This window comes from Streptomyces ficellus, assembly GCF_030406405.1.
GTDB classification, from domain to species: Bacteria; Actinomycetota; Actinomycetes; order Streptomycetales; family Streptomycetaceae; genus Streptomyces; species Streptomyces ficellus_B.
The window spans coordinates 1-22,586 of sequence record NZ_JAUEPL010000040.1; the positions used below are offsets into that span (position 1 = coordinate 1).

23 protein-coding genes, 1 tRNA gene and 1 pseudogene are annotated in these 22,586 nt (G+C 69.0%); 17 read left to right on the forward strand and 8 right to left on the reverse strand.

Annotation, left to right across the window (positions count from 1 at the left end; all coding sequences use genetic code 11):
• Positions 1-272: 272 nt before the first annotated feature.
• Positions 273-1,625: pseudogene (locus QWM81_RS22950) on the forward strand (PAS domain S-box protein); the annotation flags it as partial.
• Positions 1,626-1,722: 97 nt separating this feature from the next.
• Here QWM81_RS22950 and QWM81_RS22955 read toward each other — a convergent pair.
• The 3 genes from QWM81_RS22955 to QWM81_RS22965 all read right to left on the reverse strand — a co-directional run bounded on the left by QWM81_RS22955 (position 1,723) and on the right by QWM81_RS22965 (position 4,672).
• On the reverse strand, positions 1,723-3,369 hold the full coding sequence (locus QWM81_RS22955) for a long-chain fatty acid--CoA ligase (RefSeq protein WP_290114191.1): 1,647 nt from the start codon (positions 3,367-3,369) through the stop codon (positions 1,723-1,725).
• A 121-nt stretch (positions 3,370-3,490) separates the two neighbouring features.
• Positions 3,491-4,045 carry a SigE family RNA polymerase sigma factor gene (locus tag QWM81_RS22960; RefSeq protein WP_290114192.1) on the reverse strand — a complete coding sequence of 185 codons (555 nt, stop codon included), beginning with the start codon at positions 4,043-4,045 and terminating at the stop codon, positions 3,491-3,493.
• Between the two features lie 288 nt (positions 4,046-4,333).
• Complete coding sequence (locus QWM81_RS22965; RefSeq protein WP_290114193.1) at positions 4,334-4,672, reverse strand: hypothetical protein; 339 nt, start codon at positions 4,670-4,672, stop codon at positions 4,334-4,336.
• Between the two features lie 234 nt (positions 4,673-4,906).
• Between QWM81_RS22965 and QWM81_RS22970 the strand changes: the two genes are divergently transcribed.
• The gene (locus tag QWM81_RS22970) at positions 4,907-5,755 is read left to right on the forward strand and encodes a bifunctional DNA primase/polymerase (protein WP_290114194.1); all 849 of its coding nucleotides are present in this window, start codon (positions 4,907-4,909) and stop codon (positions 5,753-5,755) included.
• Here QWM81_RS22970 and QWM81_RS22975 read toward each other — a convergent pair.
• Positions 5,739-6,374: a LysE family transporter gene (locus QWM81_RS22975; RefSeq protein ID WP_290114195.1), complete on the reverse strand. Its 636-nt coding sequence runs from the start codon at positions 6,372-6,374 to the stop codon at positions 5,739-5,741. The genes QWM81_RS22970 and QWM81_RS22975 overlap by 17 nt on opposite strands.
• A 911-nt stretch (positions 6,375-7,285) precedes the next feature.
• Here QWM81_RS22975 and QWM81_RS22980 point away from each other — a divergent pair.
• The gene (locus QWM81_RS22980; RefSeq protein WP_290114196.1) at positions 7,286-7,819 is read left to right on the forward strand and encodes an NUDIX hydrolase; all 534 of its coding nucleotides are present in this window, start codon (positions 7,286-7,288) and stop codon (positions 7,817-7,819) included.
• Here the strand turns inward: QWM81_RS22980 and QWM81_RS22985 are convergent.
• A complete protein-coding gene (locus QWM81_RS22985; protein WP_290114197.1) occupies positions 7,797-9,143 on the reverse strand; it encodes an NsdA family TPR-like regulatory protein in 1,347 nt (448 codons plus the stop codon). The genes QWM81_RS22980 and QWM81_RS22985 overlap by 23 nt on opposite strands.
• Positions 9,144-9,266: 123 nt before the next feature.
• Between QWM81_RS22985 and QWM81_RS22990 the strand changes: the two genes are divergently transcribed.
• From QWM81_RS22990 to QWM81_RS23015, 6 genes are all read left to right on the forward strand, one after another.
• Positions 9,267-9,467 carry a hypothetical protein gene (locus QWM81_RS22990; RefSeq protein WP_290114199.1) on the forward strand — a complete coding sequence of 67 codons (201 nt, stop codon included), beginning with the start codon at positions 9,267-9,269 and terminating at the stop codon, positions 9,465-9,467.
• Positions 9,467-9,796 (forward strand): hypothetical protein, encoded by a 330-nt coding sequence (locus tag QWM81_RS22995; RefSeq protein ID WP_290114200.1) that lies wholly within the window; start codon positions 9,467-9,469, stop codon positions 9,794-9,796. The genes QWM81_RS22990 and QWM81_RS22995 overlap by 1 nt, the downstream gene beginning before the upstream one ends.
• Entirely contained in the window at positions 9,784-10,902 is a 1,119-nt protein-coding gene (locus QWM81_RS23000) for a radical SAM protein (protein ID WP_290114201.1), read from the forward strand. Before QWM81_RS22995 ends, QWM81_RS23000 begins: the two co-directional genes overlap by 13 nt.
• Entirely contained in the window at positions 10,899-11,036 is a 138-nt protein-coding gene (locus QWM81_RS23005; RefSeq protein WP_290114202.1) for a hypothetical protein, read from the forward strand. The genes QWM81_RS23000 and QWM81_RS23005 overlap by 4 nt, the downstream gene beginning before the upstream one ends.
• An 89-nt stretch (positions 11,037-11,125) precedes the next feature.
• Positions 11,126-11,947 carry an aminoglycoside phosphotransferase gene (locus tag QWM81_RS23010; RefSeq protein ID WP_290114203.1) on the forward strand — a complete coding sequence of 274 codons (822 nt, stop codon included), beginning with the start codon at positions 11,126-11,128 and terminating at the stop codon, positions 11,945-11,947.
• 525 nt (positions 11,948-12,472) lie between these two features.
• Positions 12,473-12,820 carry a hypothetical protein gene (locus QWM81_RS23015; RefSeq protein WP_290114204.1) on the forward strand — a complete coding sequence of 116 codons (348 nt, stop codon included), beginning with the start codon at positions 12,473-12,475 and terminating at the stop codon, positions 12,818-12,820.
• A gap of 245 nt (positions 12,821-13,065) precedes the next feature.
• Here QWM81_RS23015 and QWM81_RS23020 read toward each other — a convergent pair.
• Positions 13,066-13,154: transfer RNA gene (locus QWM81_RS23020), tRNA-OTHER, on the reverse strand.
• 231 nt (positions 13,155-13,385) lie between these two features.
• Here QWM81_RS23020 and QWM81_RS23025 point away from each other — a divergent pair.
• Positions 13,386-14,570, forward strand: a complete 1,185-nt coding sequence (locus QWM81_RS23025) for a DNA cytosine methyltransferase (protein ID WP_290114205.1) — start codon at positions 13,386-13,388, stop codon at positions 14,568-14,570.
• A 145-nt stretch (positions 14,571-14,715) separates the two neighbouring features.
• A complete protein-coding gene (locus QWM81_RS23030; RefSeq protein ID WP_290114206.1) occupies positions 14,716-16,005 on the forward strand; it encodes a Shedu anti-phage system protein SduA domain-containing protein in 1,290 nt (429 codons plus the stop codon).
• Positions 16,006-16,026: 21 nt separating this feature from the next.
• Here the strand turns inward: QWM81_RS23030 and QWM81_RS23035 are convergent, their stop codons facing one another.
• Positions 16,027-16,710 (reverse strand): P-loop nucleotide/nucleoside kinase family protein, encoded by a 684-nt coding sequence (locus QWM81_RS23035; protein ID WP_290114208.1) that lies wholly within the window; start codon positions 16,708-16,710, stop codon positions 16,027-16,029.
• Positions 16,707-17,465, reverse strand: a complete 759-nt coding sequence (locus QWM81_RS23040) for a GntR family transcriptional regulator (RefSeq protein WP_290114209.1) — start codon at positions 17,463-17,465, stop codon at positions 16,707-16,709. The genes QWM81_RS23035 and QWM81_RS23040 overlap by 4 nt, the downstream gene beginning before the upstream one ends.
• A 489-nt stretch (positions 17,466-17,954) precedes the next feature.
• Here QWM81_RS23040 and QWM81_RS23045 point away from each other — a divergent pair, with 489 nt between their 5' ends.
• The 6 genes from QWM81_RS23045 to QWM81_RS23070 are packed head-to-tail and all read left to right on the forward strand — an operon-like array spanning position 17,955 to position 22,463.
• Entirely contained in the window at positions 17,955-18,224 is a 270-nt protein-coding gene (locus tag QWM81_RS23045) for a DUF6284 family protein (RefSeq protein WP_290114210.1), read from the forward strand.
• The gene (locus QWM81_RS23050) at positions 18,221-18,499 is read left to right on the forward strand and encodes a DUF6303 family protein (protein WP_290114212.1); all 279 of its coding nucleotides are present in this window, start codon (positions 18,221-18,223) and stop codon (positions 18,497-18,499) included. The genes QWM81_RS23045 and QWM81_RS23050 overlap by 4 nt, the downstream gene beginning before the upstream one ends.
• The gene (locus tag QWM81_RS23055; RefSeq protein WP_290114213.1) at positions 18,496-19,350 is read left to right on the forward strand and encodes a protein spdB; all 855 of its coding nucleotides are present in this window, start codon (positions 18,496-18,498) and stop codon (positions 19,348-19,350) included. Before QWM81_RS23050 ends, QWM81_RS23055 begins: the two co-directional genes overlap by 4 nt.
• Positions 19,350-19,715, forward strand: coding sequence for an RRQRL motif-containing zinc-binding protein (locus tag QWM81_RS23060; protein ID WP_290114214.1), 366 nt, complete (start codon positions 19,350-19,352; stop codon positions 19,713-19,715). The genes QWM81_RS23055 and QWM81_RS23060 overlap by 1 nt, the downstream gene beginning before the upstream one ends.
• Positions 19,712-20,344, forward strand: coding sequence for a hypothetical protein (locus QWM81_RS23065; protein WP_290114216.1), 633 nt, complete (start codon positions 19,712-19,714; stop codon positions 20,342-20,344). Before QWM81_RS23060 ends, QWM81_RS23065 begins: the two co-directional genes overlap by 4 nt.
• The gene (locus tag QWM81_RS23070) at positions 20,337-22,463 is read left to right on the forward strand and encodes a P-loop NTPase family protein (RefSeq protein ID WP_290114217.1); all 2,127 of its coding nucleotides are present in this window, start codon (positions 20,337-20,339) and stop codon (positions 22,461-22,463) included. The genes QWM81_RS23065 and QWM81_RS23070 overlap by 8 nt, the downstream gene beginning before the upstream one ends.
• Positions 22,464-22,586: the final 123 nt, after the last annotated feature.

A 22,586-nucleotide genomic window follows, 5' to 3' on the forward strand; every position in this document is an offset into this window, starting at 1 on the left:
GGTCGTCCGCTTCTTGATCCAGTGCCCGAAGTGGTCCAGCGAGGGGCCGGACATCGAGGTGAAGGACGCGATGCGGCCCTCGGTGCGCTTGACCGTGACGAACTCCCAGGACTGCACGGAGCCCCAGATCGGCCGGGTCGGAGCGGCCCGGGTCGGCCGGGTCGGCTCCTCAGGGGGCACGTACCGCGTTCGCGCTGCCGCCCGCCGAGGCGGACCGGCGCCCCGACGGCGGCGGCCGCCACGATGCCGTACGTACGGAGCCGGACGCCGACCACACGCCGCCGCAGCCGCACCCCGTGCGGCCGCCGCAGCCCCAGCTCGCGCGCCCTCAGCCCGTGCCGCCGCAGGCCGTACAGCCGCAGCCCGTGCCGCCGCAGCCCGTGCCACCTCAGCCGGTGCCGCCGCAGCCGGTGCAGGCCCCGACCGGTCGTCGGCGGGCGGCCCAGGAGACCACCGCGGGCACCGGCTCCGTACCGATGCCGCCTGAAGTGCCGGCCGGGCCGGTGCCGCCGTCCGGGCCGGTGCCGCCGTCCGGGCCGGTGCCGCCCGGAGACGAGGGCGGGGCGGCGGACTCGACGCAGGGGCGGGCGTTCAGCGTGCGCACCCTGGGCCAGGGCGTGCCGTTCGCCCAGCAGGTCGCCCAGCAGCAGAACTCCGGCTCCGGGCGCCGCCGCAAGCTGGCCACGCCTCCCGCCGAGACCGAGCGTCCGGCCGCCCCCGAAACGGCCGCCCGGCCGCATCCCCTGCCCCAGCAGCGGCTGTCCGCCCCGACGGAGGGGCGGGCGTACGAGATAGGGGCACCGGACGAGGGCGCGGCCGAGGGGCCGGAGCCGTTGGACGGACCGGGCGGCGCGGTCGAGGTGGCCAATGAGCCCGCGCCACGGCCGGTCGACGACGAGCTGCCGCCGGAGCCGCTGGACAACCCGCGCCGGCTGCTGGTCTGGCCCGCGCCGGACGTCTCCACTCAACAGGCCCTGAGCGACCGGGGCTACCGGCCGGTGATCGTGCACTCGCGCGAAGAGGTCGACGCGCAGATCGCCGCGTTCCCGGCGGCGCTGTTCGTCGACCCGCTGACCGGCCCGATCACACGTACGGCCCTGCAGTCGCTGCGTCAGGCGGCGGTGGCGGCCGAGGTGCCGGTGCTGCTCGCGGCCGGCCTCGGCCAGGCCACGCGTGAGGCGGCGTACGGCGCCGATCCCGCCGTACTCCTGAAGGCCCTGGCCCCGCGCGACAGTGAGCAGCATCCGTCGCGGGTGCTGCTCATCGAGGAGCAGGAGGAGATCGCCCTCGCGCTGACGGCGACGCTGGAGCGGCGCGGGATGCAGGTCGCGCGGGCGGCGACGGACAGCGAGGCGGTCACCCTGGCCGCGCAGATGCGGCCGAACCTGGTGGTGATGGACCTGATGCAGGTACGCCGCCGCCGTGCCGGGATCATCGACTGGCTGCGGGCGAACGGGCAGTTGAACCGGACGCCGCTCGTCGTCTACACGTCGGCGAGCCTCCAGCAGGCGGAGCTGCCGAAGCTTTCGTCGGGGGAGACGGTGCTGTTCCTGGCGGAACGCTCGACGAGCAGCGAGGTCCAGTCACGGATCGTGGACCTGCTGGCGAAGATCGGTACGAACTGACGGCGAAGGGGCGCCCCTACGGCGCCCCCTCGCCCCCGGCCCCGGCCCCGGCCCCGGCCACCCAGCGTGTCGGACGTCGGACGTCAGAGGTCGGACGTCAGAGGTGCGTGACGTCCAGTTCCCCGTCCGCGTACTGCTTGCGGATGACCTTCTTGTCGAACTTCCCCACGCTCGTCTTCGGGACCGCCGGGACGAGGGCCCAGCGCTCGGGGAGCTGCCACTTGGCGATCGACTCCGCGAGGAACGCCCGCAGCGTCTCGAAGTCCGCCTTCGCGCCCTCCCTCAGGACGACCGTGGCCAGCGGGCGTTCGCCCCACTTGTCGTCCGGGACGGCGACGACCGCCGCCTCCGCGACCTCCGGGTGGGCCATCAGGGCGTTTTCGAGCTCGACGGACGAGATCCATTCGCCACCCGACTTGATGACGTCCTTCGCCCGGTCGGTGAGGGTCAGGAAGCCGTCCGGGCTGATCACGCCGACGTCGCCGGTCTTCAGCCAGCCGTCCGCGGTGAACTTGTCCTCGGGCCTGAAGGGCTCGCCGGACGCGCCCCCGTAGTACGCGCCCGCGATCCACGGGCCGCGTACCTCCAGCTCGCCCGCCGATTCGCCGTCCCAGGGCAGGAAGTCGCCGCCGGGGCCGGCCAGCCGGGCCTCGACACCCGCCGGGAAGCGGCCCTGGGTGAGGCGGTACGGCCACTCCTCCTCGGCCGACAGACCGGCGGGCGGGTTGGACATGGTGCCCAGCGGTGACGTCTCGGTCATCCCCCAGGCGTGGCAGAGGCGGACGCCCAGCTTGTCGTACGCCTCCATCAGCGAGGGCGGGCAGGCGGAGCCGCCGATGGTGACGCTGGCCATGGAGGACAGGTCGCGCGGGTGGGCGGTGACCTCGGCGAGCAGGCCCTGCCAGATGGTGGGGACGGCCGCCGCGTGCGTGGGCCTCTCGCGCTCGATCATCTCGGCGAGCGGGCCGGGCTGGAGGAAGCGGTCGGGCATCAGCATGTTGACGCCGGTCATGAAGGTGGCGTGCGGCAGACCCCAGGCATTGACGTGGAATTGGGGCACTACCACCAGGGTGGTGTCCTTCTCGGTCAGACCCATGGATTCCGCCATGTTGACCTGCATGGAGTGCAGGTAGATGGAGCGGTGGGAGTAGACGACGCCCTTGGGGTCGCCGGTGGTGCCGGAGGTGTAGCACATGGCGGCGGCGGTGCGTTCGTCCAGCTCGGGCCAGTCGAAGGTGGTGGGCCGGCCGGCGATGAGCTCCTCGTACTCGTGCACCTGGGGCGCGGCGCCGTCGAGGAGGGAGCGGTCGCCGGGGCCGGCCACGACGATGTGCTCGACGGTCGGCAGGTGCGGGAGGAGCGGGGCGAGGAGCGGGAGGAGGCTGCCGTTGACGAGGACGACGCGGTCGGCGGCGTGGTTGACGATCCAGACCAGCTGCTCGGCGGGGAGGCGGAGGTTCAGGGTGTGCAGGACGGCGCCCATGGAGGGGATCGCGAGGTACGCCTCGACGTGCTCGGCGTTGTTCCACATGAGGGTGGCCACCGCGTCCGACCGGTTCACCCCCAGCTCGTCGCGCAAGGCGTTGGCCAGCTGCGTCGCGCGTGCGCCCGCCTCGGCGAAACTGCGGCGGTGCGGCTCCGCCTCGCCGGTCCAGGTGGTGATCCGTGACCTGCCGTGGATGGTCATCCCGTGGTGCAGGATGCGGGTGACTGTCAGCGGTACGTCCTGCATGGTGCTCAGCACGGCGTCCTCCCGTGGGCGCTACGTGGAGTAGAGGGTGTGCAGATTCTGCTCACGTACCGCGCGGTATGTCACTACCCGGGAGTAGACCGACCGGTGAGGATCGGGGCACGGTGCCGACCGATCAGCGCACCGGCGTCAGCTCGGGGTCGTCGCGGAGCTTGCCGAGCGCCCGGGAGACGGCGCTCTTGACGGTGCCGACGGAGACCCCGAGGACCTCCGCCGTCTGGGCCTCGCTGAGGTCCTCGTAATAGCGGAGGACGACCATGGCCCGCTGGCGGTCGGGCAGCTTCATCACCGCACGCCACATCGCGTCGCGCAGCCCCTGCTCCTCGGCCGGGTCGGGTTCGGGCAGCCCGGCGGGCTCTGGCAGCTCCTCGCAGGCGAACTCGTCCACCCGCCGCTTGCGCCACTGCGAGGTGCGGGTGTTCACCAGGGCCCGGCGTACGTAGCCGTCGAGCGCCCGATGGTCCTCGATGCGCTCCCAGGCGACGTAGGTCTTGGCCAGGGCGGTCTGGAGCAGGTCCTCGGCGTCGCACGGGTTGGCGGTCAGCGACCGGGCGGTGCGCAGCAGCACGGGACCTCTCGCCCGTACGTACGACGAGAACGACGGGTAGGAGGCGTGCCCGGTGGCGGCCGTGGAGGCGCCGGTGCAGACGGGCCCAGTAGTCGCGGTCATAGGTTCCACGCTATGAGCGGGCGCCGCGCCTGGGGATCGCCCACAGGTGCCGAACCCGGATCCGCCTCAGGTTGTAGGGAGGCGCCCGGCCGTACCCCCTGGAGGTGGAGGGCCGGAGTTCCGGGGCTCAGGGTCCGGCGCCGGGGGGCGCCCGGGGTCGGGGAGCCGCGTCAGTTCCCATACGGCGAACGGCCCGTACGCCAGTACCGGAAGTACCGCCGCACGGGCCGTCGTTCACCCTTCACCCCATGAACCCCACAGCCCACAGCCCCACCGGGCCGGACCGGCCTACCAGAGGCCGGTGACGTGGACGGTGGGGTTCTCCTGGTTGATCGCCGTGAGGCCGGAGCCGTTCGCGCTCGCGGTGTTGTTCTGGTTGGAGGCGCCACCGCCGGTGGCGACCTGCTGCCCGATGGTCGAGTTGCCGTCGTCGTCATCACCTCCGGCACCGCCGATAACGCTGCCGCCGCTGCCACCGCCGCCGCCGGCGATCACGGCAGCGGACGCGTTCGATCCGTCGTCCGCGACGCCACCGTTGTCGGCGTGCGCCACACCGGCGAAGAGACCTGCGGCGAGGGGCAGGGCGGCGACAGCGGCGATGACGCGAGCGGTACGGATGCTTGCCATGTCATGTCCTCCAGGAACACATGCGGAACTACGGCTGGTTCCAGGGCAGTTGGCCGACCGCCCCGGGCTGTTCTCGACGTCGCGGTTCAAGAGCTGCCCACCGAATCCCCGGCGAACCGTCCCGGAGTGCGCATTTCCCCCGCAAGCGTGAGGACAAGTCGATAAACCCCTTCACGCTGCCAAAGCACCACTCGCCCCCTTCCCACACCCGAACTGTCGTACGAAAATGGGTGCATGGCCGCCACAGACAGGCACACCGCCACCCTGGCCCTGGCCCACGCGCTGTCCGCCGCCGAGCGCGGGCTCGCCGTCATTCCCCTGTCGCCCACCAAACTCCCCGCCCTGCGCTCCCCCCACCGGGACGCCCCCGAGCCGGTCCGCTGCCGCGGCGAGTGCGGCCTGCCCGGGCACGGCGTCCACGACGCCACCGCCGACCCCGCCGCCGTACGCGCCCTCTTCGCCGCCGCGCCCTGGGCGACCGGATACGGCATAGCCTGCGGGCGCCCGCCCCACCACCTCATCGGTATCGACTTCGACACCTCGCCGGACACGCTCCACCAGCTCGCCGCCCGGCACCGCTTCACGATCCCGGCGACGGTCACGGTCCTCACGCCCAGCGGCGGCCGGCACCTCTGGCTGACCGGCCCGTCCGGCGTCGTCGTCCCGAACTCCGCGAGCCGCCTCGCCCCCGGCATCGACATCCGGGGCGCCGGCGGCTACCTGGTCGGCCCCGGCTCGGTCACCGCCCGCGGCGCGTACCGCCTTGCCCCCGGCACGGCGCGTCTGACCCCGGCGCCCTGCCCGCCCGCGCTGCTGCGCCTCCTCGCGCCCCCGCCACGCCACCCGCGCCCCGCCCGAGGGTCAACGCCACGGCGCGGCGAGGCCCTGATCCACTTCGTCCGCACGGCCGAGCGGGGCCAGCGCAACACCCGCCTGTTCTGGGCGGCCTGCCGTGCGTACGAGAACGGCATCGGCGACGCCCTCGCGGACGCCCTCACCGACGCGGCCGTACGCACCGGCCTCCCCGAACACGAGGCCCGCGCCACCATCGCCTCGGCCGCCCGCCTCACCACCGGGCCGTAACCATCAGGTGGACGGCGAGCGCGCTGATGAGGGCACTGGACACCATGGCGGTGACGAGCCGTCCCCGGCTCCCGGTCAGCGCCTTGCCCAGCAGCGCGCCACCACCGGCGAGCAGCAGCTGCCAGCTTGCCGAGGCGACGAACGCGGCGACGACGAACACGGCCTGCGCCAGTGTGCCCGGGGCGTCCATGGCTCCGCCGCCGAGGACCAGGGCCGTGAAGTAGATCACCGTCATGGGGTTCAGCAACGTGATACCGAGCAGCGACACATACGCCCGCGCCGGACCGACCGGCGCCTCATCGCCCCTCACCGCCCGCCGCCCCTCGCGGTACTCCCCGATCGCCGCGACCCCGCCCCGTACCGCGAGCGCGATGAGCACCAGGGCCGACACCCACCGCAGGGGAACCATGACCGGCTCCAGCACCCGGGCGAGCGCGGAGCCCCCGACGACGGCGATCAGTGCGTACACCCCATCGGCGGTCGCGACCCCCAGCGCCGCACACGCCCCGGTCCTCAACGACGTCCGAGCCGTCAACGCCACCAGATACGCCCCGACCGCCCCCACCGGCATGGCGATGCCATACCCGGCAAGGAGCCCCGCGACCAGCGCGCCGGTCACGCGTGCACAGAAATCGGCCTCCGCCACCGCCCGCCGGTCCGCTGCTGTCCCGGCACCGCCCGGCCGGCGACGGACAGCGGCGGTACGTGGCTGAAAAAGGTCATCCCCACACGCTGCCGCAGCCCCCCGCACCCCGGCAACGCCTTTTCCGCCCCACCGGTTTGGCGCCCACCCGCCCACGAAGAAGGCCCGCCCACCAAGAAGAGCCCGGTTACGAAGAAGGGGTGCCCCTGCACCGGAGCACCCCTTGCGGCCGGCGCCGACGCCGACCAATGCGCGGTGGGTGTGGGATTTGAACCCACGGTGGCTCGCGCCACGACGGTTTTCAAGAGGGTGCTGTCAGTGGCGTCTTCGGTGAAGATGACCCGCATGTTCCCGAATCTGTGGGTCACTCAGGGCCGCCTGCGGTTCACACCTGGTCCACAGGGCCCAGTCAGTGCATCGCATCAACGAATCGGTCGATACCCCGCTCACGGAGCCGCTGATTGAAGGCTTCGACGGTTGCTTGATCACCGCCCACGTAGTGAGCCGGTGCTCCGTTGGCAAAGTGCCGAGTCACCTGAGCGACCCGCAACGCAGCGATCGCAGCACTGAAAGCGTCCCGGCGCGCACGCCGCCACGCGAGATGCGACGTCATCCAAGGTGCCAGAGAAGCACCAATAAATGCGCCGACCAAGCCCAGCACCGGAGCCGCCCACACTGTCATCCCTGCCCCGCACCTGTCTCTCCACCGAATGTCTGCTCTGGTATTCACATGATGCAGGGAACGCCGGCTCGTCATCCTGGAGATCAGAATCGTCTTCTGCCCCCCTCGTGAACCATCTCGTCACCCTGACGTGAATTGCTCTGAAGTTCGGCCTCTCCCCGGAGGACTCTGCGATGCTGGTGGCCGATCGAGAGGGGCCGCCGCGATGCAGTGGAAGATCCACGGGGAACGTCCGATCTACGAGAACAGCTGGGTGAACCTGTGGCTCACCGACGTCGAGACGCCGGACGGGAACCGCTGGGAGCACCACGTCGTCAGGCTGCGGCACCTGGCGGTGGCCGCCGTGGTCAACGAGCGGCGCGAGGTGCTGATGATGTGGCGGCACCGCTTCATCACGAACGCCTGGGCGTGGGAACTGCCCATGGGCTTGGTCGAGGAGGGCGAGACGCCGGCCGATGCGGCTGCCCGTGAGGTTCTGGAGGAGACCGGCTGGCGGCCCGGTCCGATCAAGTCGCTGATCTACGCCGAGCCGGCCAACGGCATCACCGACTCCCAGCACCACATTTTTCGGGCCGACGGAGCGACGTACGAGGGGCCGCCGACCGAGAAGAACGAGTCGGACCGGATCGAGTGGATCCCGCTGGGCGACGTGCGGGGCATGATCGACCGCCGCGAGATCGTCAGCAGCGGCTCCCTCGTCGGGCTGCTCTACGTGCTTATGGACGAGGCGATCCGCTGATCTGGCGGCGCAGCACTTCCCTGAGCCGGGACTCGAACGCCACCGCGGCCGGTTCTCGGCGGAAGGGCTCCAGCTGCTCGTAGAACTCCCGCAGGTGGCCGGCGACTCGTTGCGAGCTGACGGCCGCCGCAGGGGCCAGGGCATCCATGGCCGTGTGGCACGCCTCGTCGAGTTTGCCGCGCTGGAGTTGGGTGCGGGCGAGCCAGCAGGCGTGGAACGCGCGGCCTCGGTGGTTCGATGCGTGTTCACGGCGGAGGGCGTCCGCGATGAGGGGTTCGGCGAGGGCGGCTTCGCCCAGACGGCCGTGTGCGATGCCGGTGTCCACGATCAGCTTCGGCTCGTCGAAGTAGGCGACCCATGCCGGGTCCGGATCGCTGATGCTGATACGTCCGAAGTGGGTGTGGGCTTCCGAGATCGCGGTGTGGGTGGCGCTGCGGTTGCCGAGAGTGGCGTGGGCGAAGGCTTCACGCATCGCGAGCATGGCCAATACGCGCGGTGTCGTTCCCGCCGCTGCTCGGGCCTGGTCCTGGGCGGCCGTGACGAGCGCGAGGGCGTCGCCGGGCTTGTCCTGGTACGTGGCCTGGAGGCTCATGCAGGCAAGGACGTTGGCCATGAACTGACGGTCCTCAATGGCCTTTGCCAAGCCAAGGGATTCGGTGAAGTAGGCGCGTGCCTGGTTGTACTGGCGGGCGTCGAAGTAGGTCCACCCGGTGAGCCGGGCCAGCTCGGCCGCGATGCTGTGCAGTCCGTCCCGAAGGGGGGCGGGGCGGTGTTCCTTGAGGAGATCCACGACGTAGCGGAGCTGGCCGACGACCGCCGGCCGTAAGGTCTCGCCGCCGTGCTCGTCATCCCGGCGCCAGTAGTCCGCGATCGACGAGTGCAGCGCGTCCAGCGTCGACGGGCTGAGGTCTCGCTCGGCAGCAAGGGCGAGGATGCTGTCGACGTCCGCCCCCGGTAGTCCGACGGCCACCGGCTCGACGGCTGAGACCGGCACCTCGGCCGGTTCGCGGGGCGTGATCGTCAGGCCGGGCGGCGTCTCCCAGGAACGGCGGGCAAGGCCAAGCATGTGCCCGGGGATGCGTAGTCCGTCCGAAATCCGTTCGATCACGTCCATGTGCAGCAACTGCCGCCGTCCGGCGATCACCTCGCCCACGCGGCTCGGGGTGAGGTCGCAGCGGCGCGCGATCATCGATGGGTAGATGCCTGCTCGTGCCTTGACCAACTGAAAGATGCGACCGAAGTCCCTGGTCTGGCACGCCTCGATCATCACCGGGTCCGTGAGCAGGCTGACCGGGAGTTCCTTCGAGCGAGGTGGCTCGGGCATCGGGCACGCTCCGGCATGAGAACTACGGATCGCTGCACTTGGTCAACCGAGGGTGATGTTACCCAAGTTGGGTAATCCGCTTGGCCTTTCTGGCCGAGCCCGCGGATCGCGATGCTCCTGACCATGGCGAACGGACAGGACGACGTACGGATGACGTTGCGGGTCTCCCGCGACTCCGGCCAGACGTGGGGGCCTCCTACGGAGGTACGCGTGGGCGACGACCCGGTGGTCCCGGACAACCCGGGCCGCTTCCCGCCGTGCGTCTGTCCCCGGTGCGCGAAGCAGGAGCGGAACGCCGTCCCATCCTTCCGGATGGTGTCGTGATGCGGTGCGCGCACTGGCGCCGGGTGCCCCTCGACCTGGCACGGGAAGCGCGGGAGAAGTCGGCCGCCACGTACATCGACAGGGCGGTGCAGTGCCAACTGTCCGCGCACCACGACGGTGAACACTCCGGCCTCCTCACCGACGCCGGCGCGTACGGGACCGCAGTGTGGCTCCGCTGGCACGGGACGACCGAGGGACAGCTCGTCGTACTGCCGGACTGCCCGGTGTCCGCCCCGGGGCCCGACGGTGAGGGCTGCTGTCTCTTCGCCGACCACGCCAAGCGGCACACCTGGGAAGGCGCCCTGGAGGAGGTCTCGTGCACCAGCTGATCGCATGCCCGTACAACGGTACGTTTCTGATCGCCCGCCCCGGCTGCAAGGGCGGTATGCGCATCCCCCGGACGCTGTACGAAGAGCTGACCTCGACCGCCGAGAGCAGCAGCCCTCTGCCGGTCTGGCTCCTCGACCACGCCCGCACCGCCTGGGACGTGGACCTGGCGGGTGCGGTGATGCGGGACGCCGTTCTCGTACGCCCCGAGACCCGCCTCGGCTACGGCCGGGCCACGTACGAGATCAACAAGGGCTGCAACTTCAACTGCGAGCACTGCTACCTCGCGGAACGGAAGTTCGAAGGGCTGCCCTGGCCGGACAAGGTCCGGCTCCTGCGCCTGCTGCGGGATGCCGGGGTGCTGTGGCTCCAATTCACCGGCGGCGAGCCGCTGATCGACCGCGACTTCGTGGACGCGTACGCGCTCGCTCACCGCTCCGGGATGCTGATCGAGATCCTGACCAACGGCTCCCGGCTCCACCGCCCCGAGATCATCGACCTGCTGCACGACCTGCCACCGCACAAGGTGACCATCTCCCTCTACGGGGCGACCCCGGACAGCTTCGACTCGCTCACCCGCAGGCCGGGAGCGTTCAAGCTGGTCGAGAAGGGGCTCGTCGCGGCGCGCGAGGCCGGCATCGCGCTGGAACTGGCGCTGATCATCACCCGGCACAACGCCCACGAGCTGGACGCCATGCGGGCCCTCGTCGAGCGGTACGGGGCGGGCCGCCAGGAGTACGGCACGATCTCCCGCACATACACGGGCACGCCCGAACCCCTGGCCGCGCAGGCGCCCGGCTTCCTGGACAAGACCAGCGTCTTCAAGGGCTGCCCCGCCGGCCACACCTTCTTCCATGTCGACCCGCACGGCCTCGCGACCATGTGCAAGGTCGGCCGCGAGAACCCCATCGACCTCATGACCGAGGGCTTGGACGGACTCGTCCGTCTGCCCGGCATCGCCGATGCCCAGATGCTTCGCACCGGTGGCTGCGGCGGCTGTCGACTCTCCGGAACCTGCCGGGTCTGCCGACCGCTCGCCAAGGCGTACCAGGAGGCGAAGGCACCACTGAACACCTACTGCCAACACGGAAGCGAGGAAACGCAATGACCGCTGTCATGGTGGAGATCAGCCCCCGACCGCCCGCGCCGGAGGAGCCCGAGGGGGTGGTCCTCCTGGAGGACCTGGAGGTGCTGACCGAAGGCGCGGTCCCGGGATGCAACGACGACAACCCGTACCGGTAGACACCCGGCCGCACAGAACCGCGGGGGTTTCGGGACGTTCTTCCGTCCGAAGCCCCCGCACCACTACACCCATGGAAGAGTGATGTCCCATGGCGACCACCCGCCTCGGCCTCGGCCGACTGCCGCCCGCCGCCCGCGGCGCCATCGAAGAGCACACCGGCCCCCTCCTCACGGTCGAGGAGGCAGCCGAGGGGTTCAACAGCGAGATCGCGGCCCGCGTCACCTCCGCCACGGGCACCTGGCACATCAAGGGCCTGCGCACCGACCACCCCCGCGCCTGGACCCAGCACCGGGAGGCCGCCGTCGCACCCTTCCTCACCGGCCTGGCCCCCGCCCTCCGCTGGCGTGTCGAGACCGCCGGATGGGACCTCCTCGGCTTCGAAGCCCTCGAAGGCCACCACGCCGACTACGCCCCCGGCTCCCCCGACCTCCCCGAAGTCGCCGCCCTCCTGCGCCGCCTCGGCGAGACCCCCTGCCCCAGCATCGAACTACGCCACGCCGAACAGCGCCTGGAGCACTACGCCGCCCACCCCGACGACCTCCGCTTCTTCGCCGGGACCCACCTCCTCCACACCGACCTGAACAACGCCAACGTCCTCACCGACGACCACGCCCCCCAGGGCAATCGAGCCCGCCTGGTCGACTGGGCGTGGGCGACCCGCGGAGCGGCCTGGCTCGACGCCGGCTACTGGATCATCTGGCTCATCGCCTGCGGCCACACCCCCGCATCGGCCGAAGGGTGGGCCGCCGAGATCCCCGCCTGGCACACCGCCCCCGCCGAGGGCATCACCGCCTTCGCCACCGCCAACGCCAACGTCTGGTCCGAGATCAGCACCGCCGACCCCGACCCGTGGACCCTGCGCCTCGCAACTGCCGCCACTGCCTGGCACGCACACCGCAGGGCTGGTTGAACCCAACCTCCACTCGGTTGGCCGAACGAGCGGCAGCCGGAGCGGCTTCGGCCGGTGTCCTGTTCGGGTTGGGGTCGGGCATGTTCGGGGGGCCGTACGCTGGCCCGGCAACTCGGCAGGCTTTGCCCCAGCCCGGAATTTGAACGAGTGGTTTCGACCAGCACCCCGCGCGTGGGCTCGGGCTGGACGGATACAGGCAAGTCCTTCGACACCCGGGGTCTCAAGAAGCGAGCCCGCAAGGCACCCGCTCCGTTCCATGTCCCCCTCGCCGTGCACCGTACAGAGTGGTCGGCAGAGCCAACTTGGCCGGGGTGACGCCGGGGCGCTCTCAGCTTGGGAGTCACCGGCCGAACGGGATTGGGTGGAATCCTGAGCTGCGGAGAAAGCCGTCCGGCACTGTACGGGGGGCTGCCTTCCTGCCCGCTGTTGACCGCGGTTCTCTCCTGGTTCTGGCATGCATGTGGCACGGACCGTAGATCTGGCTTGGGTCTTCCGAACGGCTGGTCACCGTCGCATAGTTCGGTGATGAAGCTGACCATAACCGTTCTGACTTTGGCTGGCGGTTTGCTGCCAGCGCTCGGGGTGCTGCGGCTCTGGCGAGACGTAGACGGTCGACGAAAGCGGCTCCGAGCCCTGTTCGCGCGGGTGGAAGAGATCAGGACCGACCCCACGCTGTCGCCCGATGAGCGGTCGCGCCGGCTTGAACAGGAAGCTCCGACCGCGAGCACCTGGACTGATGTTCTCCACATCAGGGAACGCATCGAGCTGGCCAGCTTGGAGCAAGCGCCGGAGGTCACTGTCCCTGCTCTGTTGGCTAGCGCTGGGCTCGCCTGCGCGACCGTTGCAGGGCTGCTGTCCACGTGGTTCGACTGACCGACGAGGTCGTTGCGGCCAATTATCGGGCAACACTTAGGCCGCCCAGGAGCGTGGTCAGCAGCACTCCAACAACCTGATCGCCCGCGCGCTCGACGAGGGGGATCAGCCCTGGCCCACAGATGGCCCATACGCACTGGTCAAGGCCGGGATGCGGGCGAGGAAGGGTGAAACACGCTGCAGGCAAAAGGGGTGCTCCGAGGACGGGGCACCCCTTCTGACCAGCACCTAAGCTGACCTGCATGCGGTGGGTGTGGGATTTGAACCCACGGTGGCTCGCGCCACGACGGTTTTCAAGACCGGCCGTGCGTGATCCTCCATCTATCCCCCCACCAGGAAGTTCATTGAAGGGGCCGAGCCTGCCTGCGCCTGTCTGGCCAGAGGATGGCCAAGGCGCTCTGTCAGTAGGACGTAGGACTGCCCCTCTCGGTCGGCGCCGTCGTGAGCCCTCTGTCCCTAGCGATGGAGGGCTCACGGTCGTCTAGGCGTCGACCGTAGCCAACATCAGAGGCACAGATGAGCTGTGCTTCGAACCTAAACAGAGGGACGTGGGATCATCGTCACCATGCCAGACCTAGACGCCGCCCCTCGACCGCTGACCGTTGCTGGGCTCTTCGCCGGCATCGGAGGTGTCGAGCTCGGTCTGAAGGCAGCGGGCATGCAAACGAAGCTTCTTTGCGAGTGGTGGGAACCCGCGCAAGCGGTACTAGAGCATCACTTTCCGGGCGTTCCGCTGCACGACGACATCCAGACGCTCAAGGCCCTGCCCGATGTGGACGTGGTAACCGCTGGGTTCCCATGCACTGACCTTTCACAGGCAGGGCGTACAGCAGGAATCCACGGCGAAGCATCAGGGATGGTCAAGCATCTCTTCGAGCTTCTTGAGGACGCTTCACCGCGCTGGGTCGTCATCGAGAACGTGCGCAACATGTTGGCGCTCGATCGCGGCACAGCCATGGAGTACCTGGTCAGCGAATTTGAGCGCCTGGGCTACCGCTGGGCCTATCGGCTCGTGGACTCCCGATTCACTGGCGTGCCGCAACGACGCCAGAGGGTGATCTTCGTGGCGTCGCGAACAGAAGATCCGCGCGGCGTGCTGTTCGCAGATGATGCCGGCGAACGCCCTGAGAGTGACTACCGCGAGGACGCCTTCGGGTTCTACTGGACAGAGGGCAACACCGGTCTTGGGTGGGCTCAGGACGCGCTGCCCACACTGAAGGGGGGGTCCGGACTCGGCATCCCTTCCTCACCCGCTATGTGGATTCGAGACGCCGAGCCTGGCCGGGCCATCGTCACACCTCGCATCGAAGATGCTGAGGTCCTCCAAGGGTTCCCCCGCGGCTGGACCGAGCCAGCCTTGAAGAGAGCGAAGCCTGGAGTCCGGTGGAAGCTCGTGGGAAACGCCGTGACTGTCGGCGTCTCGCGGTGGGTAGGGCGGCGGCTGCTTACGCCCGGGGAGTACGACGAGACTGGCCAGATAATCCTCCCAAAGGGCATGCGCTGGCCCACGGCTGCTTGGGGCACGCCGGATGAACGCTGGGCCGCCGCAGTGTCTTTGTGGCCGGAGCGCAGCTCCTATCAACACCTGCTCGACGTCGTGGACACCAACGAGGCGCCGCCACTGAGCCTACGCGCGACCGCGGGATTCCATGGGCGGCTACTCAGAAGCCGATTGCGCTACCCGCAGGCGTTCTCGGACGCGCTGAAGCTACATGCGGAGCGTATGGCTGAGCCGGCACCAGTCGCCTAGTCATCTGCTCCTGCGGTGGGGCCCGCCAGGGCCCCACCGCAGGAGCAGAGACGTTGGTTTTCCCATCCCCCGGCAACGAGCAGGGGCCTGATCTGAGCAACTAAATCACTGCGGGTGCGGACGCGAAGTGCCTAGACTTCACAGCATGTCTTCTGCGCAGAATCTCGCAAACCTTTGGAAACTACTGGATAAGGATCACGAAGCCCCGAACTCCCACAAATACACCGAAGCGCAGAAGTTTGTTGGCCAATTGGCCAACATTCCGTACAAAAGGGTTTATTTCACCCACATCAGCAAGGCGGGTAATTTAAGCGTTCGCGCCACCCAATCGACAGGCGCCCTGAAGTCCGACGTCGTGATCGCTCTGATCAAGCTCCGCAGCGAAGATGCAGCAACCCACAGGGCGGCAAGGAAGTTTGTCGAGAAAACCGGCAAACCGGTTTTTATGCTGCAAAGGGAAAGCCTTGATAGCAACAAGTGGCACCCCATCGGCGGCTACGTTTTGTCTGTAGACCCGCGAGGGCAATCCCTCTTGGCAGAACTCGCGGATCTTTTTGGCGGCCCCGCTCATGAGGTAATCTCAGTGAGCCAGGAGTTCGCGACATTCAATGCCATTCAATATCTGGAAAGTCTCGGCATCACCGGTTCAGTGATGGGTTCGATCCTGGCCAATTGGCATGACCTGCCCACGCTGCTCGCGAGCGCGACACAGAGCGCATCAGGCCTGTCCGCCGCCGAAGCTGCGATTATCGCGCGCAGACGGGATCTGATCGCGGATCTTCGGTCCATGATTGCGGATGAAAAAACCACCGAGACAGATCTGCATAAGGCGGTCAAAGGTCACTACTGGATTTTCGGGGGTCGATACACGGGTGTATCCGAACGGAATACCTTGATTCCTATGGATGAGTTTGACATCCCCCTCTTCTGTACCGATGGTTCAATTCACATCGTGGAGCTAAAGGGTTCTTATATCACGTCGCTTGTGAAGCGTCAGCGTGCTCACCTTATTCCCGGGCCGCAGGTACATGAGGCCGTCGGTCAAGCCATGAACTATCTTCGCGACTTGGACGAGGCTGGCACTGCGATGGAGACCTACTACAAGAGGAACGGGCTCGAATATGATCTCTGCCGCGCCCGCGCTACGGTCGTGATTGGCAACCCTGACCACGTGCGTGTAACCGAGGACCCGAAACGCAAGTACGCGGCAGCCACAAGACAGATGATTGACCAAGCCATCCGAACCTATAACGGCATGATCAACCGCATTGAGGTTGTCACCTGGCCTGACTTGCTGGATGCCGCCGACAGGACGTTGAAGTTCGAGGAAGAGACAATGGACCTCTTCCGACCGAGCCAGCAGAATCTTCCCAAACAGAACTCGGGTGACCGTGTAAGCCACACGGCAAGTGAGGATGGCAGAACTATCTTCTAGCGTGTGCGTTCAATGTATGCCTCAGGAGCGAGAGGCTTCGATGATGGCGATCACGGCCGCCGGGTCACCGTCATACAAAAGGTGCGGTTCGTCTGCCTGAGGAGGGATGAACCGGGTTCGGTACCGCTGAAGGTCGCTCTCTGAGAAGTAGATCGAGTTTGGATCGTCTGCGTGGAACTCGTTGCGCTTGCTGATTCTCGCCCAGAGTTCATCATGGCTTGCTGCGAGATAGACCAATACGGGGGTGGCGCCGGCGTCGGTGGCAATCGCCCGCCATTTCGCCCGGTCCTCTGGAGTCCAGAAGCCGTGGTCAACGACGACATCGTGCCCGGCCTTAAGCTGCTCCCGCAGGTCAAGGGCCACGTCTTCGAGGACAGGCCGCTCGAGGGTGGGGAAGACGCCGCGAGGGAAGTCAACGCCGTAGACGCCGTGCCGGCGGAACATCTCTTCGTCGGGGCACAGTCGTATGAACCCGCAGGCGGTAAGGGCACGGGAAAGCGTCGTTTTGCCGGAGCCAGGAAGTCCAGCCATAAGGACACAGAACGGCGGGCGTGGGGGCATCGATCTCGTCAAGGTTCGGGAGATGGCGGCCACCTCCGCTTCGGCTTCGGCTTCGGGCGTGATTCTGCCAGTCCGGCGGACCGCAAGCAGTGCATCTAGGCGGTCTTCGAGCACGCTCACGAGCGTGTCGTCCATGACCGTCACGGTGAGACCTCCGATTCTGTGCGCCATGTGCGGCCAGGACCCCCGAGGTCCACGCCGTATTCCACAATGTTGCCCTCGCTGTCCACGAACTTGGCTGTCATCACGACCACCGGGTCCGTCGGCAGGTTGTCAGGGTCCAGTTCCAGGAGTCGGGCGTACTCCGGTGTCACCAGGCGCGCGGAAGCGGTGTCGATGCGGTGGCTGATCGGGTGACCGGTCGCCTGGGCAATGAGTTGAAGCGAGGTTCCACCCGTCAGGCGCTCGCTCACTGCTAGCTGGGGGATCAGCTTCCCGTACCGAGCAGGAATCCATGACGTGCTGTGAGCGACGATGCCGTGCCGATCGCGGTATACGCGACTGCGGCGCACAACGTCGGAGCCTGGCTGAATGTCCAGGGCTTGCGCCACGTCCTCGGGCGCGGGCACCACGGCCGCCTGGTGCGAGTCGGATCGCTCGCCTGCCCCCCAGCTAGACCCAGTACGACGTCCCCGGTCCTGCCGCTGAGCCCCGGACGACATCGGAGCTGGCTGGTCCAGCACTTCGGTACCGATGCCGTGGATGCCACGGACAAGCCCCTCGTTGCGCAACTTGCGAAGGGCTTTCTCGGCTGTCGCCGTGCTCACCTTCCACTCATCCGAGAGGTTCTTGATGCTCGGCAGGAGCGTGCCTGGCTGTAGCTGACCAGACGTAATTAGCTCCGCGTAGTGGGCGGCGATCTTCGCGTACGGGGCCCGATTGTCGGCCTGGCCTGCCATGTCGTCCCGCTCCTTGTCGTCACTTCCCTGAGGTTCCCTAGCCTACTGCTGGACACCGCAGGGAACCCTAGGGAACCTTAGGGATGTGCCCGCCGGTCGGTTCGTCCGGCAAGCGGGTGCCGGACCTCAATGCGCCCTAATTCAGGGCCGGATCGGGGGTCAAGGGGCCCGGGACAGAGCGGGCCGAGGGCGCACCCGACCCTGGTCATTCGGGAGGGCTTAGACCGAAAGGTCACGTCTCCACACGCCTACAACGGGGTCATGCCGCACTACCTGATACGGGTACGGCACCCCCGAAGGAGACATGCACGTCGCCCCGGCATTCAGCCGTGAGGGTGCGAGATCGAATCTCGCCCGGGGCACTCCGGCCGCTCTACGCGGCCGTGCCACGCCTTTGACGTGGCTGATTCCCCAACGGCGCGCACCCCCGGAGCGGCTACTCCGGGGGTGCTGTTCGGGCCGTTTCACCTGCTAGGGAGACCACGACCCATGAGCCACATCGTGACTGTTCAGGACGCTGTTACCGCGTTCGCCGACTTCATGGAACCGACGGCCGCGGAGCTGGACGCGATTGAGCTGGAGATGCCCGTGATCCTCGCGGACGTCGACCTGCTGGACGCGCACATCATCACCCTCGACCGCACGCCGACCGAGCTGGACGCGCGGCGTATCCGCCGGGCCCGCCGACGGGCGCTGGCCGCCCGGGTCGAGCTGGCCAACCGCACCGCCGGCGCGAGCCTGCCCGGGAGTGCCGCGTGAGCAGGCTGACCGCGCAGATGTCGGGTGACGGCGGACAGTGGCGCTTGTACGTCGTCTTGTACGGCGAGAGCGAGTGGCCCACCGTCCGGTTCGAGTCCGGCCCGGTGCCCACCGGTGCGGACCGCCGGGAGGCCCTGGCATACCTCGGCTACGAGGTGGTGCCCGGTGCCGAGTGGGCGTGGATCGAGGACAGCCAGAAGCCCTTCGACGACAGCACCCCGGTCGTCCTGATCGCGAGCGTGGACGTGCGCGAGCAGGAAGGAGCGACCGCGTGAAGGGCAAGACCGTTCTTCCCGCCGTCGCGATGACGGCGGTGTCCATGGTCCTCACCCTGGCCGTGGTCGTGATGTGGCTCGGCACCGCAGTGCCGTGGCCCGTCGCCGTGGTTGTCGGTCTGGGGATCGACGGCGGATGGTTGGCCACTCTCGCCTACGAGCGGCGTCTCGCCGCGCAGGGCGACCGCAACCGCACGGTGACTGCGGTGGGTTGGTCGTTCGGTCTGCTCGCCACCGGCGTTCTGGTGGCGCACGCGCTCACCGCGGAGCACTCCGCTGGCGCATGGCTGGCCGTCGCCTGGCTGCCGATCGCCGCGAAGGCTTTGTGGCTGGTGCACGGGCTGTGGGAGCGCACCGCGCTGACCCCGGCCGCCCTCGGCGCGATCCGCGGCATTCAGCAGGAAGCGCGCGATGAGGCGGCCGTGGCCCGTGCCCGGCTGCGGGCTGAAGCGGCGACCGAGGAGACGCGGTTGACGGCCGTGACCGAGGCCGGCGCGCGTGTCGCTCGCGTCCAGGCCAAGACCGCCGACACCCTGGCCGGCGCGTGGTCGACGCTGGAGAAGGCCCGTGCCGGTGAGGAGACCGGGCGGGCGCTGACCAGCGTGACGCACCGCGTCACGCCCGATGTCACGCCCCGCTGGGAACTGCCCGTATGGGGGCCCGTCGAGCCGGTGCCGGCGTTGGAGTCGGGGCCCGCGCTCACGGATGACGCACTCGATGTGCTGGTCGACCAGATCCGGCACAGTGAGGACCCGGCGCTGTCCTACCGGGAGATGGCCAGCCGCTTCCGCGCGGCTGGCCACGCCGCATCTGAGGTCCGCCTCCGGGCAGCGTGGAAGCGGGTCGTGTGATGGGGGCGCTGCCGGTGTTCCGGTGGCGCCTCGCCCCGGACGGCTACGCCACCCGCCGCCAACTCCGTGCCCGCGGCTTGCGCCCCGGTGGTCAAGAGGTGGCCGCGCAGCTCAAACGTTCCCGCCGGCGGCGCGAACCACTGGTCGCCTACCTCTACATGGTCGACCTGGCCAAGCCCGTACGGCCCATGACCCCGGCCCGGTGGGCGGCTCTGGCCAAGGCCAATTCCGCCCGCCGTACCTGCCCTGCGTGCCGGCGGGATGCCGGCTACGTCATCCCCGCCTCGCTCGGCATGTGCGTGCCCTGCGCCTACCCCGACCCCGACCTGTCCGCGCCCGGCAGTACCGGAACGGAGACTCCGTGAAGACCACCACGTCGACGCACAAGATCCCCGGATACGGCTCGACCCTGCGCACCGCGAAGCGGCTGACCGAGCAGGCCGCACGGCTGGTGAACCGGTCGGTACCCGGCACCATGTGCGACGTCGAGGTCATCCTGACCAACGAACGCGGCATGGCCGACCTGATGACCGCCGCCGACATCGCGCTCGCCGGCAGCGCCGACCGCCGCGCCCTGACGCGAGCGCAGCGCGACGCCAAGCGCACCGCCCGCCAGGTGCAGGGCGCTGCGATCCCGCGCCCGGACGGCACCGCGCTGGTCCTGATCAATGCCGACCGGCATCCGACGCCGGCGGAGTTCGCCGTGACGCTCGTACATGAGCTGGTGCACGTCATGCAGTTCAGCCGCAAGGACGTTCGCGAGCGGATCGTGGCTGACCTGCGTGACCGCCTCGGTATCGAGTGCCAGTCACGCCGTCACGGCGCGACTTTAAGCGGGCGCTGGAGCAGGACGAGCGCGAGGCCTACGGCCGCGAACACCTCGCCGCCCACCTCGTCCCCTCCGCCGCCGCCGCGTGAGCCAGCACCCCTCGCCTTCCTTCCCTGCTTTCCGCCCCCGGTCCGGGGGCAGTTCTGGAGATTCCCGCATGAGTGACAACGTCGTGCCCCTGCACAAGCACCCCACACAGCCAGCCACCATGACGGGCGCGGATGCGCCGACCGTGCTCACCGTGGTGTCGGACGCCCCGCCCGCCCGGCCGGTGGGGCTGTGGGTGCGCTCCGGCCGCGCCATCAAGAACGGCGTCACCCACGAGAACACCAAGACCACCGTCCGCCTGGTCGTCCGCCACGGCGCCTACGTCGTCGGCGGTGCGAGGATCGCCGGCCGCCGCACCTGGGACGGCCGGACCGGCGCCCGCTACGAGCGGATGCTCCGGGCTGCCGAAGCGGCCGGGAACTTCGAGCTGGCACAGGAGTGGGAGGAGCGGTTGCAGCGCTTCCGCGAGGCGCGCCACCGCCGCCGCATGGACCTGCTCACCTCGCCCGTGGACGCGGCGAAGGGTGTGCTGGTCGGGACCGGTATGGGCATCGGTGGGCTGGTCGCCCTCGGGGTGGTCATGGCCATCGCCAACGAGGACGTCGGCGACGTCGTCACCCCGCTGACCGCGGTCATCGAGTTCATCGCCCTGATGGTCAGGATCGTTCAGGTGGTGTGGGGGCCGCTGATCAGCGTCGGCCCGTTCCTCGCCCTGCTCGCCCTGTGGTCGGTCGGCCGCAAGCAGCAGGCCGCACCGAACTGGGCCCTGCCCGCCAACGTCCGCTCCGGTGAGGGTGAGCCGATCACCCCGTCCATCGTGGTCAAGGCCCTGCGCGACCTCGGGGTTGCCCCGCTGCGGGCAGCCATCAAGGAGATGGGCGACGCCGGCGCGTCGATGCTGTCACCGATCGTGATCGCCGGATGCGGCGTCGAGGTGGACGTCACCCTGCCGTCGGGAGTGTCGACGGTCGACGTGCAAAAGCGGCGGCGCAAGCTCGCGGAGAACCTGAGCAGGCACGAGCACGAAGTGTTCATCACGATCCCGCAGGCCGCCCGCACGGTCCGGCTGTGGATCGCCGACTCCGGCGCACTCGATGAGCCGATTGGGCCGTCGCCGCTGGTCACCGACGAAGCGATGACCGCCGACTACGCCAAGGGCAAGGCACCGTGGGGTCAGGACCTGCGCGGCGATGCCGCGAGGCTGAGCCTGTATCAGCGTCACCTGCTCATCACTGGCCTGTCCAACCAGGGCAAGACCGCCGCCCTGCGCTCGCTCGCCCTGTGGCTGGCGCTGGACCGGTCGGTGGAGTTTTGGCTCGGTGATCTCAAGGGCGCCGGCGACTGGGCCATGTTCGACGGGGTCGCCACCCGACTGATCCAGGGCCCGACCGACGACCACGTCATCCAGGTCACGGAGATGGCGGAAGACGCCGTGACCGAGATGAACCGCCGTCTCCAGGCCCCGCCGGGCACGCAGTTCCCGCCGCTCATCGTCATCGTGGACGAGGCACAGGTGGCGTTCATGTGCCCGGTCAAGGACGAGGAAAAGCGCCCCTACGGCGGCTCGTCGTCCACATCCCGGTACTTCATGGCCGCCCGCAAAATCCACAACCAGGGGCGGGCGGTGAACGTGCTGCTGTGGCAGGGCACCCAGGACCCCACCGACCAGAACCTTCCCAAGCTGGTCCGCGAGGGTGCGCACACGCGCGCCTCGCTCGCGCTGGGCACCGAGTCTCAGGCCCGTATGGCGCTGGGGGACAAGGCGGTTGACGGCGGCGCCGCGCCGAACCTGCTGCGTCAAGGGCTGGACCGGGGAACCCTCGTCGTCGCCTCGGACGGCATCGAGATCCCCAAGGGTCAGTCGTCCATCACGGTGCGCACGCACTACATCAGCACCGACGACGCAAAGGTGATCGCCAACCGGGCCAAGGCACTGCGCGACGGCGTCACCACCCTGCACACCATCGAACGGGGCGAACAGCGTGACCCGCTCGCCGACATCGCGGCCGTGCTCGGCAGCGCCCCGCGCGTGCTGACCCAGGACGTGCTCCAGCGGCTCGCCACGCTCTCCGAGGACGCCTACGGCGGCTGGACCCCCGGCGACCTCAAGCGGGTGCTGGAGGCGGCCGGCGCTGAGCCGTACAAGTCCGACGGCCGCATGGTCGTCGGCCGTGACCGCGTCTACCGCGCCCTCGCCAACCGCGACGAGAACGGTTCCGCTTCCGCCGCCGAATGACAGGGAACCAGCCGCGCCCGGGGCAGGGAGGCAGGGAGAAGTCCCTGACCGCCTCCCTGCCCCGCCTTCCTCGCCCTGACCTGCACGAATGATCCACCAGGGAGTCAGGGAGGCCACGCAGGT